Source organism: Agrobacterium sp. CCNWLW155, from assembly GCF_036888815.1.
Classification (GTDB): domain Bacteria; phylum Pseudomonadota; class Alphaproteobacteria; order Rhizobiales; family Rhizobiaceae; genus Agrobacterium; species Agrobacterium radiobacter.
Genome location: NZ_JBAKFW010000022.1, coordinates 22,153 through 35,761, shown reverse-complemented (window position 1 = coordinate 35,761; position 13,609 = coordinate 22,153). Strand labels below are relative to the sequence as shown.

Sequence of the window (13,609 nt, the reverse complement as noted above, 5' to 3'; positions counted from 1 at the left end):
TCGCTGTGGATGTTGAATCAGCTTCCGCTCGCCCCGTCACTTCACAATCGATTCATCGATCACAGGATCTGCTCTAGGCCGGCGATCCTCGAGATCTTGCTCCGAAACGGTCGGCGCTTGAAGGTCCCGGCTGACGTTGAGTTGAAGCTGCTTGGTCCGCTGGTCGCTTGCGTGGAGGCGGCATGATTGGGCCATCGGGAAATGTGCGGGTTTATCTGGCCTGCGGGGTGACCGATATGCGGCGTGGCATTGATGGTCTGTCCGCGCTGGTCGAGACGGTCGTGAAGGAGGCGCCGGGCTCCGGTGCGATCTTCGGCTTCCGCGGAAAGCGCGCTGATCGGATCAAGCTTCTCTGGTGGGACGGTCAGGGGTTCTGCCTGTTCTACAAGATTTTGGAGCGCGGATACTTTCCCTGGCCGACGGCGAAAGAGGGCGTCGCGCACCTGACGCAGGCGCAACTTTCGATGCTCGTCGAAGGGATCGATTGGCGCCGCCCGGCGTGGACATCCGCTCCTGGCCGAACGGGATAAAAGCCATATTTTGCAGGCGCATCCGAGGCTTAACGCTGGCGCGTCAGAGGCAAATCGGCTAGATTTGCGGGTATGGAAACAGCGCCGCTGGACAGTCAGGAAGAGCTCACTGCTTTGCGCGTACTGGTCGCCGAACAGGCGGCGAAACTTGAGAGCCAGGAAGCCGAGGTCATCAAGCGTGACTCCATAATCGGGCTTCTTCGCTCACAACTGGAGCTGCTCCGACATCGGCAGCATGGCGCTTCTTCGGAAAAGATCGACCGGAAGATCGAGCAGTTCGAGCTGATGCTGGAGGAGATCGAGGCCTCCCGTGCCGAGGCTGAACTGCGCTCCGGCAAAACTCCTCTGCCGGAGTTGGACGATGTATCCGAGAAGCCGAAGCGCAAGCCTCTGCCTGATGGTCTTCCCGCCGAGGAACTGGTTTATGCGGCTCCGTGCAATTGCCCGACCTGCGGTGGCACGTCATTCCTGAAGGCGGCGGACAGGGTGGTTCAGGTGCTCGAGCACGTGCCGGCGTCAGTCAAGATTGTCCGGCATGTCGAAAAGCGTATGATCTGCCGGGAATGCGATACGACGGTGGCTGGCGAGATGCCGACCTTGCCGATCGAGCGCGGTAAACCCGGGCCGGGACTGCTCGCCCATATCATGATCGCGAAGTTTGACGATCACATTCCCCTCTACCGCCTGTCCGAGATGTACGACCGGTTGGGGATAGACATCTCCCGATCCGTGATGGCCGACTGGGTCGGCTGCGTATCCGCTTTACTGACACCACTCGTCTTGTTGATTAGGGCCCATATCGCAGCACTCGACCGAATACATACTGACGATACCCCGGTCGATGTTCTCGACCCCGGGCGGGGCAAGACAAAAACCGGCAGGGTCTGGGTCTATGTCTTCGACGGCAGTGGCTATCAATCCGCCACTCCCGCAGCCATCGCCTATTACTATAGCCCTGACCGCAAGGGGGCACATCCGGCTGACCACCTGGCAAGCTTCAGCGGCGTCATGCATGCCGACGGTTATGGGGGCTACAGGAAACTCTACGGCAACCAGATCGTTGAGGCCGCCTGCATGGCGCATGTGCGGCGCAAGTTCCATGATGTGATCAAGCTGAAGCCGTCACCGATCGCGGAGGAAGCGCTGTCGCGCATCGGCGCGCTCTACGATATCGAGAACCGGATCCGCGGCATGGCGGCTGACGAGCGGCGTACTCTGCGCCAACACCATGCCCGGCCCGTTCTGGACGAGCTCAAGGCCTGGATCGAGGCGACACTCTCAACTCTGCCACAGAAGCAGAGACTGGCCGAGGCGATGCGATATGCGCTGTCGCGATGGGCAGCCTTGAGCGTCTACATCGATGATGGCCGTGTCGAAATCGACAACAACATCGCTGAACGAGCCATGCGTCCGCTTGGAATTGGAAGGAAGAACTGGCTGTTTGCCGGCTCGGATAAGGGCGGTGAGCGCATCGCCAACATTCTGACCATCATCGAGACGGTCAAACTGCAAGGCCATAATCCGGAGGTCTATCTGACAGATGTCCTGACCCGGATCCAGGATCACCCCAAGGATCGACTTGAAGACCTGCTGCCTTGGAACTGGACGCCGGCAAAAGCTCGACACGAGGCCGCCTGATGGCTCGCTCGAGGTTCATCTACACGCTCAGCCAAGTCGCCGGCATGATCAGCGAGAACCTCGAACTGATCGAGGAAATCACCGCAAACTCGGACAACATCTCCGAAGGCGAACTGGTTTACGTCAGTGATGGCAGTGAGGATGGCACGAAGGGTCTGACCGAGAACGGCATCGAAGAGCTTCAAAGCCTACTTGCCGACATCAGGACGTGGGAGGGCGGCATCCGCGAGTTCCTCATCGACACGCAGTGCGATCCTGAAATAATCGACCGCGTCATGGCCGATGAGATGAAACGCGGTCTATAGCTTCCATCTCTCGACACCCGAAAATGCGTTCGCCGATACACCGGTGCTCACTCACTTACCCGGGAAATCGCTGGTCGCAAACTCGGGCAAAATCAATAACAAGCGCGGCGTCTTTCTCGGCGACAGCAGCCAAAGAGTCTACATGCTTTTGCATGTAGGCTTCTGCATCGCTCTTTGATCGCCGTGATCGCTCGAAAATGCTTTGCGCCTGAGTAGCCAGCTTGTCGAATTTTGTTTGGTAGCCTGCGGACATTTTGGCGTCTCCAGCTTCTTGGTAAACCTTCGCCATCATCGCAAAGGCCGCTCCACACTGGAAAGGATGCTCATCCGTGTTCGGTCCAAGTTCCGTTGAAGCTTGACCGTAGCTCGGTGTTCCAAGAGCCACGACCAGAAGCAGAATAATCTCACGCATCAAAAGCCCAACCTCTAAACGCTGAGGTTGTTATCATAGCGTCTTAGACACGGAAAACGCCATCCCTCGCCTGTAAATCAGTTAACCGGACGCTTACCCCTCTACGGAGCTGACGCTATAGACAAGCCGTTGAACCTAGCGACGACGCTAGCAGAATTGAATATCGATGATCGCAATCCTGCTCTTTCAGATCAGGAGCGACAGGCGAGCATTCGCGATCTGCTAATGGTACATTCGGGCGTATATCACCAGGCCACCTATGAACCGCCAGGCATGAAGGCAAAGCGACCATCGCTGCGGAAGCTTTGCTCCCGGTTCCTCCTGGTATTATAACAATTGGGACTTCAACACGCTTGGCGTGATCTATGAAAAAATCACTGGTGAGGACATTTATAAGAGCTTCGAACAGCGTATCGCTGCTCTGATTGGCATGAAGCATTTCTCTGCATCAGATTGCCGTCGTGTTGTCTCGGGGCTATTGGGCATCGAAATCCGGAAAATATCGCACCCCCCAAGAGTTCCGGCACTGTACAGCGCATGCCATCATTCATCGAAAGAGTTTTTGGACGCTCTGCCTAATTTCTTCATCAAAGTCGGCCCAGTGCGTACGTCGCTGCGAAAACGGCCAACTGCAAGAACAGATGGAGAATCTTCTGCTTCTGTGTTCAAGAGAACACACTTGCACGCAAAATAGCCACTGGAAGATTTAACCGTGGGAGCGTGACGTGCAGCAGAAGTGGGATGGCGCGAAACTCGCCAGATGGTGGAGCCTCAACTTTGATGAACTGGCGCTGATCGAGACAAAGCCGTTACGGAACAGGCTTGGTTTTGAGGCCGCTTCGTATTGAAGCCCTCGCAAATGGCGGTCGCCGCGTCGGACATATGTCCGTCATAATCGACTTCGCCGGATTGGTAGCGGCGCATGGTAAGACCGATCCACGCGCCCACGGACCGAGACGTCCTTTAGTTTTCCGGCTTTTAAACGGCCGTTGCGAAAGATGTCGCAGTGATTGCTCCCACGCCGGGGATGACATCAGGATGTGGCAAGCCTGGCTTTGGCGGGCATCAGCAACCAACTGGGCCGAGTGACCGCAGCACCGGCGCGGAGACCTTTCCAAGCATCGAGAAGCGGTAGCACGATATGTGCTAGATCATGATGGCTGGAAAGGAGATTTCGAACGTTCTTCTCGAATACGCTTCCTTTGCCGGCTGGGACGGCCAGACCGAACGTCTTCATGATGCCGCGGATCTGATTGGAAGGTTCGTCGTCATGTGGACCAACCCGGTGCGAGCCGCAACAAGCGTGCGCGCGAACATGCGGTCGAACCCCTTCAGACGGATCGGCTCAATGAGAGTACCGCTGCCGCACGGCAGCGGGCTCCGGCACGCCGTAGACGGCCTCCGTACCTTGTCGGCCATGTCCCACTCTGGGGATAGAATTACCGGGCCGCGAATGAGAAACCCGTCCATCTCACCGTACCTTCATTTTGTCTTGTTGAGGCGCTCTACAATTTTCCGGAACACGGAACTTCGTGCAACGGAATAACCGAGTTTGCGGCCGACACCGGTGCTCATCACCAGATTTGCCAGAGTCGAGCTCCGCATGACTGCATCCTCTCGGATTAGACGCTCATTGTAGCGCCCCTCACGATCGGCGATGATGCGTCTTGCAGAATTGTGCCCCGGAGCACCGGACACGCCACCACCAGGATGACTACCAGAGCCGCAGAGATAATATCCTTGCACCGGCGTGCGGTAGTGTGCTGCCTCCTCGATCGGACGTTTGTCGAAGTTATTCTCAGTTCCTACCATCGACGAATGGAAGATGTTGCCGCCTGTGATGTTATAGACCCGCTCCAGATCGCGGGGCGTAATGACGTGGCGTCCGAGAATTTTGCCGCGCAGGTTGGGAGCGTATCGGAAGTAGACTTCCAGAACCTTGTCGGCCCATTCTTCCTTACGACTGTCCCAGTCGCCATCGGCGAGATCGAACGGCAGTTGTTGAACGCCGAGCGATATCGTGTGGTGCCCAGGCCTCTTGACCAGGCCGGGGTGGGTAACGGAAGGGATCAGGGCTTCAATCACGAAATCGTCCGGGAAGTCGCCTTTCTTCTGTGCCTCCCATGCCTTTTCGTAAAGAGCGGGGCTCGCCCCCATGATGACGAGACCCTGATGTTGTGGTCCGATTTTGCCGGGGGTAAAGCCAACATAGTCGGGCAGGGTATCGACAAGAAGGTGAATGCGGGCCATCGAACCGCGGACGTCGATCTGCGACGCCTTCCTCTCAACCGGCGGTGGCAGGACACCTGCATCAAGAAAGCCCTGCAGTGAGCGCTTGGGGTCGGCATTGGAAACCACCAAGTCTGCTTCTATCACTTCGCCAGACACCATCTCGACGCCAACTGCCCTATCGTCCCGGACTATCACTTTACGGACGAGTGAGCCGGTTCTGACGGAACCGCCATACGCTTCCAGACCCTTGGCAAGCGCATCGGAGATCATGCCCATTCCACCTTGCGGAAGGCCGTACTGACCATAGTTACCTTCGAACTCGCCTTGGGCATGGTAACCGTAAACATAGGCGGTTCCGGGAGTGCGTGGGCCGCCCCAGGTCGAAACCATCCCCATGAACATCATGAAACCGCGCAGTCGATCACTCTCGAAATAACGCGAAAGCAGATCCTCCGCAGATATCATGACAAATTCGTTGAACAATTCGACTTCTCCCGCCTGCTCGAAAACCTCACGAAGTTCCTCGACAGACGGCGGATCACTCATCAAAAGAGCGCCGGTCAATTCGCCAAAACGCCTCAACCGCGTTCCAAAGCGCATGAAATTCGCGCCATCACGGGCATTGTGTTTTTCCATGGACTTCAAGGTTCGATCAATGTCGCGCCACAGCATGACGTGGTCGCCGTCTTCCCATAGGCCCATCTCAAGCATGTCAGGCGCGACTGACACCAGACCGTATTTTTTGAGTTCCAGATCTTCGACGACCTCGCGTCGCAACATCATCTGGATGTAGGAACAGGAAGAGAATGTGCCACCGGGAACGAGCTCCTCGCTGACGCAAGCGCCGCCGATCACGTCGCGCGCCTCGAGAACGAGGACACGAAGCCCACTCCTCGCAAGATAATTTGCACAAACCAAACCATTGTGACCCGCTCCAATCACAATGGCGTCAGCCTTCACCGCAGTCACGGATCCTGGGTTCATATCAAGCGGTCCTTTCCATGAGGGCACTCAAGCCAGTCAGGTTCATCAAATGGGGATATTTCCGGGCTGTTGCCTTGATCAAGGCCTAGTCCGCATTCTCTATTCTTCAGGGCAGAAGCAGCCGGTACACTTGATGGTCAACGAATGTTCCGTCAGGGTATCCTACAAAGTTGCCGGTTACGACGCCGGTCGCTCCGGCGAACGCGCCACCGCCGTCCCGAATGTGCCACGTGATCGAACCGATTTCCTTTCCCTCATCCGCTGGGAGCACGATACCGGTCTCAGGCGTAAACACGTCGAGGTAGCTGTCGATCTCAGGGAAAAGAACCCGGCCAGCCTCCACGGTTCGACCGTTTCTTGCCATCACGACGGTCTCGAAGCGGGCTTTCCCGCACGGGCTCGATAGCTGGCCACTCTGACCGGTGTCTGCCAGTTCGGGTTTTGCGATGACGCCGTCGGCCGTTGACGATACAAACCCCTCTGCATGGCCAATCTGCTTGCCCTTGCCGGAAAAAACGATCAACATCGTTTTCATGTGCATTTGATACTTCCTTTCGTAGTCAAAGATTTCTTCAGAGAGGGTGGTCTCCCTAGCTCGCGTGCGGTGCCGCTCTTTCGCGCCCGGAAAGATTTTCAACATATCGGTAGGCGACCAGGTAAAGCCCCGTGAGAACCGCCATCATCAGCAGGATGAGACCGCCAACGGCTGCTGCTCGATCGAAACGATATTCCTGGAATGCCAGCTTGTAGAGATAAGTCGCGAGCACTTCCGAAGACCTCCCCGGGCCGCCCTTCGTCATGATCCACGTCATATCGAAGAACCGGAACGTCCAGAAGAAGTCGAGCAGGCAAGCTGTCAGCATCACTGGAGCGAGATGGGGCAGCGTGACGAGGCGGAACTTGTCCCAGGCGCTTCCCCCATCGACGCCCATTGCCTCATAGAGATCATCGGGGACGTTCTGCAAGGCAGCCAACAAGACCAAGGTCAGGAAGGGATACCAGTTCCAGATGCTGGCGATCGTTACGGCCGCAAGTGCGGAAGATGGTTGCCCTAGCCAATCGATGGCCCAGCTTCCGAGGCCGACGTCGCGAAGCAAGGAATTCAAAAGCCCGAACTGACCTTGATAGATCAATATCCAAAGGATCGACACGGCTGCGGGTGGGAAGAGCCAGGGAATGAACTGCAGGCCCCGCCAAAAAGACTGCATGCCTTTTGCTGAATTCAATAGAAGTGCAAAGGTCAAGCCGATCAGCAGATGCCCTATGACTGTGCCGCCGGTAAAGATAAAACTGTTAATCGTCGAGTGCCAGAAGACGTCGTCGTCTAACGCCCATTTGTAATGGGTAAGGCCGACGAAATGCTGCTCCCCGCGTCGTGTCTGGAAAAAGCCCGAGTAGATGCTCGCTACCAGCGGAAATATGCCGGTGACGATCAGGAACAGGAAAGTTGGCCCGACAAAGAAAGCCCACTCTCGCCGGCGGGCCCTTGCGAGTTTCACGCGGTTTACACTGACCGGAGCCAAAGCTGCCTGAGGCTGTTGTTCGATGATCATTTGACACCTCCCGCAACCATCCCCTTGATAAAGACGCCCTGGAAAAGCGCGAAAACAACGAGCAGCGGAAACGCGGATAGAAAGCTTGCGGCCATCAGCACTTCCCAGCTGATCGTATAGTGACCGATCAGGAGATTGAGAGCGACTGTGATTGGGCGCGCCGCGAGTGAAGCAGTGAACGTAAGCCCATACAAGAACTCTTGCCACGCCATTAAAAAGGCGAAGATGAACGCCGCCAGAATGCCACCCCAACTGAGTGGAAGGGTTACCCGAAAGAAACATTCCAGAGAGTTGCATCCATCAATACGCGCGGCTTGCTCGATGTCCTCGGGCACGCCGTCGAACATCGACTTCAAGATAAGTGTGCAGAACGGCACGGTCAGGGTGGTGTCGAGGAAGATCAACCCAGTCCAGGTGTCCATCAGACCGCTGGATTTTAGGAATGGGAAGTAACTTAGGACCAGAATTTCAACCGGGATTACCTGGGTAAACAGCAGCAAGACGATAAGGGTTCCGGATAGCCCCACTCTGTAGCGCGACATGCCGTATGCAGCTGGTGCGGCCAAAGCAATCGTGAAAAACGCCGTGAGAGCCGAGATCCCGACAGAGTTTCGGAAAGGCAAGATCAGTTCCTCGGTCGAGAAGACCTTCAGGAGATTCTGAAAGGTTACTCGCTCAGGAATAATCTGCTTGAAGAGCAGGTCTGCTGGGGTGATCGCAATGACGATCATATAAGCGATCGGCAGCAGTACTACTCCGAGCAAAAGCCCAAGCATGATGTAGGTGTGATAGTTGCCACGTATCAGGCGGCGAACGGCGGAAGCTCTTTCCCGCGGAGCAAGGCTATCGAAGGTCACGGCGCACTCCTTTCAAATTGGTGCGCGGCCTATTGGTCGCGCACTGCCTACGTGCCTTGCTACCGGGTGTAGCGGTCTCCGAGTTCGCCGTAGCTGTCGTCCCATTGCTGGTACAGGTCGGCCCATTGCTTGGCCACCTTGTCCATTCCCTCCTGAGCGGTCTGCTGGTTCGCTACGATGCCATGGAGTTCGGTTCGGAAAATGTCTACTGCCTGCAGCAACTGAGGAGGCATCTCGCTGTAGGTATCGTAGGCGTTCGGGCGCCGCGACTGCTCCAAAGCGATCTTCAAAGAGTCGGATGTGCCCACGGTGCCCTTCTGGACCTCATCCCAGATTTCCTTCCGAGTGATAAGGAATGGCCACTTGTCAGCGATCGCCTGCTGGGTGTCATGGCCGGCGAGGACCTTGATGAACTCCCAAGCAGCCTTCTTGTTTTTCGCATTGGCGCTGATCGCGTAGGTGCTGTCACCGCCCATCAGCATTGCCCCTGTGGTCTTGCCCTTCGGCAGCGGCGAGATTGCCCATTCGAACGTCGGCTTCAATCCCTCAATCACCGCTGGGACGCCATTCCAGTCCGGCATCATAGCGACACGTCCGGCTGCAAACGAACTCCGCAACTTCTCAAAGTCAGTTGTCGTGAATGACGGCACGACACCATGCTTGTTCACGAGATCCACGATGAACTGGACGGTTTCGACCGCCTTTGGCTTGTTGATCTGGAAGTCTCCGCCGACACGACCGATGCGGGTCTCATTCGCGTAGAACATCCAGGCGAGAGCAAGCCAAAGCTCAGGGCCGTTACCATCGAGTCCGAGGCCATACATTTCCGGTGGCTTGTTCAGTTTCTTTGCGAATTCCAGCATCTCGTCGATGGTCTCGGGAGCACGGTCCGGGAGGCCGGCTTCCTTGAATGCCGTCCTGTTCCAGAGCAGGACGTTGGTGAGGCCGAGCGAGGGAAGGACATAGGTCGAACCTTTGTAGCCCCTGTCTGCCCAGGGTTCGTAGGCGCCGAGGATGTCGTTGCCGGCCGACTTGTCTGCAGCGATCAATTCGTCAAGTGGAGCAATCCAGCCTTCCTCGGCAAAGCGTGCGAGCTGTGTAGGAACCCAAAGCTCGAAAGAGTCCGGTAATGCCCCAGCCTGGCCCGAAAGCTCCATTTTCTTGATGTATTCGATGAACCCGATTTCTTCGACCTGGAGATCGACGTTCGGATTGGCTTTACGATAATCATCGAAAACCTTCAGGAAAATATCCGGCATCTCGGTTGAGCGCCAGTTCGAGTGGGTAACCACCGTCTTGTCCTGCGCAAACAGAGCCGATGGCAACGCTGCGGCCCCAAGAGCGACAGCGCTCGACTGCAGAAGGAAGCGACGCGATATAAGCGGAACTGTGAAACGAGGTGTATTTGTCATAATTCATTCCCCTATTGTTTTTTCGATTCTGACTGATAGGTCCGTTTTTTCTTTCAGATGTGATGCCGTTTACGGGACCGCTTGCGTACCCAACACCACCAAGTATTCCGCGCCCCAGTTAGCGCGACTGATTAGCTCGTTCTAAAAAGATCGCTCCCCGGTTCATCAGGCTGCGGCAGCAGCGCTCGATTCCAGGCGTTTTCCGGTCGACTTGTCGAACGAGTGAATTTCCCGGAGCGGCACCCGAAATGTCTGCCGCTCTCCAATCGTAAACCTGCCGCCAGCCATTGCGGGCACGTCGGCAACGATCTGAACATCACCGGCGCCGTCCAGCGTACCGTAGACGAGCTGAGTGGAGCCGAGCTTCTCTATCCGCCGCACGATAATACTGATTTCCCTGGTTGCTGCCTTCTCGGCAACCAGGCCATCGGGAAGAAGTTGCTCGGGGCGGAAGCCTTCGAGGAGATTGCCACGCGGAACGAGGTTCATCGCGGGTGACCCGACAAAAGTTGCGACGAACGTATTGGCCGGGCGGTTATAGATTTCATCCGGTGTTCCCACCTGGCACACCTCGCCTTCCGACAGGACAGCAATTCTATGCCCCAGCGACATGGCTTCGATCTGGTCATGCGTGACGTAAATCGTCGTTGCCTTGGTTTCTGCCTGGAACTGCTGAATCTCCTGCCGAGCTGTCGCTCGCAGTTTTGCGTCGAGGTTGGACAACGGTTCATCCATCATGAACACGGACGGATTTCGTACCAGGGCTCTTGCCAAGGCAACGCGTTGACGCTCGCCGCCCGAAAGCTGCTTCGGCTTACGATCAAGGTGCCGCTCAATCCTGAACATCCGGGCGGCCCACAGCGTGCGTTCTTCGATCCGCGTGCGGTCGAGTTTCATCTTTCTCAATGGAAACTCGATGTTGGCACGAACGGTGAGGTGCGGGTAGAGCGCGTAGGTTTGGAAAACCATCGCGACATTTCTGTCCTTTGGTGACAAATCCGTGACATCCTTGCCATCAATCCTGATAGCACCCGACGTCACGGTTTCGATGCCGGCAATCATCCGCATCAATGTTGATTTGCCACAACCAGACGGGCCGAGCAAAACAAGAAACTCGCCGTCCGCGACGTCGAGGCTAATCCCTTTCACTGCCTCATAATGACCGAAAGATTTTTTGACGTTGCTGAGTTGAACGATGCTCATGCCATGCCCTCAGGTATGTATTGAACGATGGTCGCCTTGCAAAAGGCGACCGGCTAATGTACCGCCGCCTTGCGCTGGAACTCGGTGCTGCGAATGACGTGCTCGAAAGCATCCAGAAAGATGTCGGCATGTTCCGCCGCGAACGGAAGCGGCGGACGGATCTTCAAAACATTTCCTTCAACGCCGCTCGCGCTGATCAGAATGTTTCTGTCGCGCAGTGCGTTTACAACGAACAGGCCGAGATCGCCGTCTGGCTCCTTGGTCTGGGAATCCTTGACGAAGTCCAGACCCACAAAGAGGCCCGCGCCACGGATATCTCCAACGGCCGCCAAGCCGGCTGTCCTTTCGCGAAGACCGCGCTGGAGGTAGTTGCCGACTTTCAGGGAATTCTCGGCAAGTCCCTCGTCTTCAATCACGGAAAGCGTAGCGTGCGCGGCAGCGCAACAGACGGGATTTCCACCGAACGTATTGAAATACCGGGCGGTGGCTGCAAATTCGCCAAGAACCTCAGGGCGAGCCACCACGCCGCCGATCGGCAGGCCGTTACCCATTGGTTTGCCCATCAGGACGAGATCGGGCACGATACCATGGCGCGCAAATCCCCACATTGGCCCGGTCCTCCCAAATCCCGGCTGAACTTCATCGGCAATGAACAAGGCACCTGCAGCATGCACCGCGTCGAGAGCTGGCTTCAGGAACCCGGCCGGGTCCGCGAAGATGCCGTCGGAGGAGAAGATCATGTCTGCAACAAAAGCGGCTGGTTTGAACCCGTGGCGAGACAGATCTTCGAAAGCTTCCTTGATGGAGTTAGCAAAGACTTCAGCAACGTTCTCAGGTCCGAGGCGGTACGCATCCGGCGCCGGGACAGTTCTGACATTGGGCCATAGCGGAACGCCAACACCCAGCGATGGGGACATTCGCGCGATCTGCTCGGTGAGGCCGTGATACGCGTTCTCGGTCACGACAATGCCGACACCGCCGGTGTGAGTTTTAGCTATGCGCAGGGCAAGATCAGACGATTCACTGCCCGTGCAGGTAAACATCACATTCGACAGTTCACATGGAAAATGTCCTAGAAGTTTTTCCGCGTAACTCAACACGACATCGTTTAGATAACGCGTGTGGGTGTTAAGCACTGCCATCTGCCGGGAGACGGCTTCAACAACCCTTGGATGGCTGTGACCAACGGAGGGAACATTGTTGTAGACGTCCAGGTAGCGCTGTCCCCGGCCGTCGGTGATCCATACACCCTCGGCGGAAACGGCGTGCACCGGCCTTTCGTAAAAGAGTTTATAGGACGGGCCGAGTACCTTCTTGCGCCGCTCAATGAGCAGGAGGGTCTCATTGTCCAGCCCGTCAACCGCATCTGGATCGAACGCATTGATCATCAACGGCTTAATCATGAGAAAGTCTCCTTGTCGCAGACAGCGAAAAACCGATCGACTGCCCATTTTTTGTCGAGTTCCATTAAATGCGATAGCGCGCGCCACGCGTAACCAGTGTTCTTGAGGATTTGACTTGCACGCTCTGGAAGCCGGATTGCACGGAATTCCGTAATGGCGACAGCCGTCGCGAGTCTCGTGAGTATGAGGTCTGGTAGGATCGCGATTTCGCACGGATCCAAGGGCGTAACGGAATTGTAGCCTCGCACTACATCGAACGCGCCAGAAAGGCCAGGCTCATCAAAACGCAACTGATAGCTGGCTGCGATGGCAACATCGTTGATCCGCTGGCTTCTCGTCACATCTCCGAAATCGATGATCCCGGTAATCCTCGTCGCATCGAGAGGATCCATCAGCAGATTGTGCCCGTTGAAGTCATTATGGATGACTTGTGAAGGCAGATCGTGCAGCTTCCCGTGGGTGATATCCTCGAAACGCTGCAAGATCCGGTGAGGCATTTGCCAGCGATCGGAGTTGATCTCCGGTAGCAGCGATCGCACGCTTGCTGCATTTGCCAAATCCCAGACGAGATTTCTCCGATCGGCAGGGTGTTCGAACGTGGCAAGCGCGCTTGCCGTTCTTGCAAGGGCCATCCCGATCTCGAATGCCTGCCGACTGCTTTTCGGGGTTTGGACCTGCGGTACGCCGTCGAGAAAGGTCATCAGCTGGACGACACGATCTTCGCCACTGTCCATCGTTGCGATCGCCTGCAGACCACCGTTCGTGCGGACGATCTCCGGCACCGGCAGGGCCGGGTCACTTTCGGCGATGTGGACGCAAGCCCGGGCCCGCAGATCGGCTAGGGACGACGATTCCGACGCACTGTAGATCTTCAAGACAAAATGGCAGTTGTCGCCGGTGGTAACTTCCAGGATCTCGTCACGCTCTGCTACCAGGCTTCTGACGCGTCCGCGCACCCCCCAATACTGCTCGAGTATTTGCGCGACCTCCTGCGCCTCTACGCGAGACCGGACACCATCTCCACCTCCGTCAAACCTCTGGAGAAGGTCTTCTTCAGACATGTTTAACCTCCTCCTCGGT

General features: G+C 56.5%; 14 protein-coding genes and 2 pseudogenes. 6 read left to right on the top strand and 10 right to left on the bottom strand.

What is annotated here, in order from left to right; genetic code table 11:
• The 4 genes from V6S97_RS27465 to V6S97_RS27450 all read left to right on the top strand — a co-directional run.
• Positions 1–186: hypothetical protein (locus V6S97_RS27465; protein ID WP_334428234.1), on the top strand; the 186-nt coding region annotated here is incomplete at its 5' end.
• Positions 183–530: an IS66 family insertion sequence element accessory protein TnpB gene (tnpB, locus tag V6S97_RS27460; RefSeq protein ID WP_012478058.1), complete on the top strand. Its 348-nt coding sequence runs from the start codon at positions 183–185 to the stop codon at positions 528–530. The genes V6S97_RS27465 and tnpB, both read left to right, overlap by 4 nt.
• Before the next feature lie 72 nt (positions 531–602).
• Entirely contained in the window at positions 603–2,168 is a 1,566-nt protein-coding gene (tnpC, locus tag V6S97_RS27455; RefSeq protein ID WP_334428232.1) for an IS66 family transposase, read from the top strand.
• A complete protein-coding gene (locus tag V6S97_RS27450; protein ID WP_334428231.1) occupies positions 2,168–2,473 on the top strand; it encodes a hypothetical protein in 306 nt (101 codons plus the stop codon). Before tnpC ends, V6S97_RS27450 begins: the two co-directional genes overlap by 1 nt.
• 55 nt (positions 2,474–2,528) lie before the next feature.
• Here the strand turns inward: V6S97_RS27450 and V6S97_RS27445 are convergent, their stop codons facing one another.
• Positions 2,529–2,885 (bottom strand): hypothetical protein, encoded by a 357-nt coding sequence (locus V6S97_RS27445; protein WP_334428230.1) that lies wholly within the window; start codon positions 2,883–2,885, stop codon positions 2,529–2,531.
• A gap of 316 nt (positions 2,886–3,201) precedes the next feature.
• Here V6S97_RS27445 and V6S97_RS29275 point away from each other — a divergent pair.
• Positions 3,202–3,579, top strand: a pseudogene (locus V6S97_RS29275) (hypothetical protein); the annotation flags it as partial.
• Between the two features lie 31 nt (positions 3,580–3,610).
• On the top strand, positions 3,611–3,733 hold the full coding sequence (locus tag V6S97_RS27440; RefSeq protein ID WP_334428236.1) for a hypothetical protein: 123 nt from the start codon (positions 3,611–3,613) through the stop codon (positions 3,731–3,733).
• Here V6S97_RS27440 and V6S97_RS27435 read toward each other — a convergent pair.
• The 9 genes and pseudogenes from V6S97_RS27435 to V6S97_RS27395 form a co-directional block, all read right to left on the bottom strand.
• Positions 3,715–4,226 (bottom strand): annotated as a pseudogene (locus V6S97_RS27435) (transposase); the annotation flags it as partial. The gene V6S97_RS27440 and the pseudogene V6S97_RS27435 sit on opposite strands and share 19 nt — an antisense overlap.
• A gap of 141 nt (positions 4,227–4,367) precedes the next feature.
• Entirely contained in the window at positions 4,368–6,101 is a 1,734-nt protein-coding gene (locus V6S97_RS27430) for a phytoene desaturase family protein (protein ID WP_334428228.1), read from the bottom strand.
• A 106-nt stretch (positions 6,102–6,207) separates the two neighbouring features.
• Positions 6,208–6,741, bottom strand: coding sequence for a hypothetical protein (locus V6S97_RS27425; RefSeq protein ID WP_334428227.1), 534 nt, complete (start codon positions 6,739–6,741; stop codon positions 6,208–6,210).
• Complete coding sequence (locus V6S97_RS27420) at positions 6,692–7,654, bottom strand: carbohydrate ABC transporter permease (protein WP_334428225.1); 963 nt, start codon at positions 7,652–7,654, stop codon at positions 6,692–6,694. Before V6S97_RS27420 ends, V6S97_RS27425 begins: the two co-directional genes overlap by 50 nt.
• Positions 7,651–8,511 (bottom strand): carbohydrate ABC transporter permease, encoded by an 861-nt coding sequence (locus V6S97_RS27415; RefSeq protein ID WP_334428224.1) that lies wholly within the window; start codon positions 8,509–8,511, stop codon positions 7,651–7,653. The genes V6S97_RS27420 and V6S97_RS27415 overlap by 4 nt, the downstream gene beginning before the upstream one ends.
• Positions 8,512–8,570: 59 nt before the next feature.
• Positions 8,571–9,923: an ABC transporter substrate-binding protein gene (locus tag V6S97_RS27410; protein WP_334428223.1), complete on the bottom strand. Its 1,353-nt coding sequence runs from the start codon at positions 9,921–9,923 to the stop codon at positions 8,571–8,573.
• A 165-nt stretch (positions 9,924–10,088) separates the two neighbouring features.
• Positions 10,089–11,126, bottom strand: a complete 1,038-nt coding sequence (locus V6S97_RS27405; protein WP_334428221.1) for an ABC transporter ATP-binding protein — start codon at positions 11,124–11,126, stop codon at positions 10,089–10,091.
• Between the two features lie 53 nt (positions 11,127–11,179).
• Positions 11,180–12,529, bottom strand: coding sequence for an aspartate aminotransferase family protein (locus V6S97_RS27400; RefSeq protein WP_334428220.1), 1,350 nt, complete (start codon positions 12,527–12,529; stop codon positions 11,180–11,182).
• Positions 12,526–13,590 carry a phosphotransferase gene (locus V6S97_RS27395; RefSeq protein ID WP_334428219.1) on the bottom strand — a complete coding sequence of 355 codons (1,065 nt, stop codon included), beginning with the start codon at positions 13,588–13,590 and terminating at the stop codon, positions 12,526–12,528. The genes V6S97_RS27400 and V6S97_RS27395 overlap by 4 nt, the downstream gene beginning before the upstream one ends.
• Positions 13,591–13,609 lie beyond the last annotated feature (19 nt).

Coding starts and splice junctions, on each gene's coding strand:
- tnpB (WP_012478058.1), top strand. CDS start 183: ATGATTGGGCCATCGGGAAATGTGCGGGTTTATCTGGCCTGCGGGGTG.
- tnpC (WP_334428232.1), top strand. CDS start 603: ATGGAAACAGCGCCGCTGGACAGTCAGGAAGAGCTCACTGCTTTGCGC.
- V6S97_RS27450 (WP_334428231.1), top strand. CDS start 2,168: ATGGCTCGCTCGAGGTTCATCTACACGCTCAGCCAAGTCGCCGGCATG.
- V6S97_RS27445 (WP_334428230.1), bottom strand. CDS start 2,885: ATGCGTGAGATTATTCTGCTTCTGGTCGTGGCTCTTGGAACACCGAGC.
- V6S97_RS27430 (WP_334428228.1), bottom strand. CDS start 6,101: ATGAACCCAGGATCCGTGACTGCGGTGAAGGCTGACGCCATTGTGATT.
- V6S97_RS27425 (WP_334428227.1), bottom strand. CDS start 6,741: ATGTTGAAAATCTTTCCGGGCGCGAAAGAGCGGCACCGCACGCGAGCT.
- V6S97_RS27420 (WP_334428225.1), bottom strand. CDS start 7,654: ATGATCATCGAACAACAGCCTCAGGCAGCTTTGGCTCCGGTCAGTGTA.
- V6S97_RS27410 (WP_334428223.1), bottom strand. CDS start 9,923: ATGACAAATACACCTCGTTTCACAGTTCCGCTTATATCGCGTCGCTTC.
- V6S97_RS27405 (WP_334428221.1), bottom strand. CDS start 11,126: ATGAGCATCGTTCAACTCAGCAACGTCAAAAAATCTTTCGGTCATTAT.
- V6S97_RS27400 (WP_334428220.1), bottom strand. CDS start 12,529: ATGATTAAGCCGTTGATGATCAATGCGTTCGATCCAGATGCGGTTGAC.
- V6S97_RS27395 (WP_334428219.1), bottom strand. CDS start 13,590: ATGTCTGAAGAAGACCTTCTCCAGAGGTTTGACGGAGGTGGAGATGGT.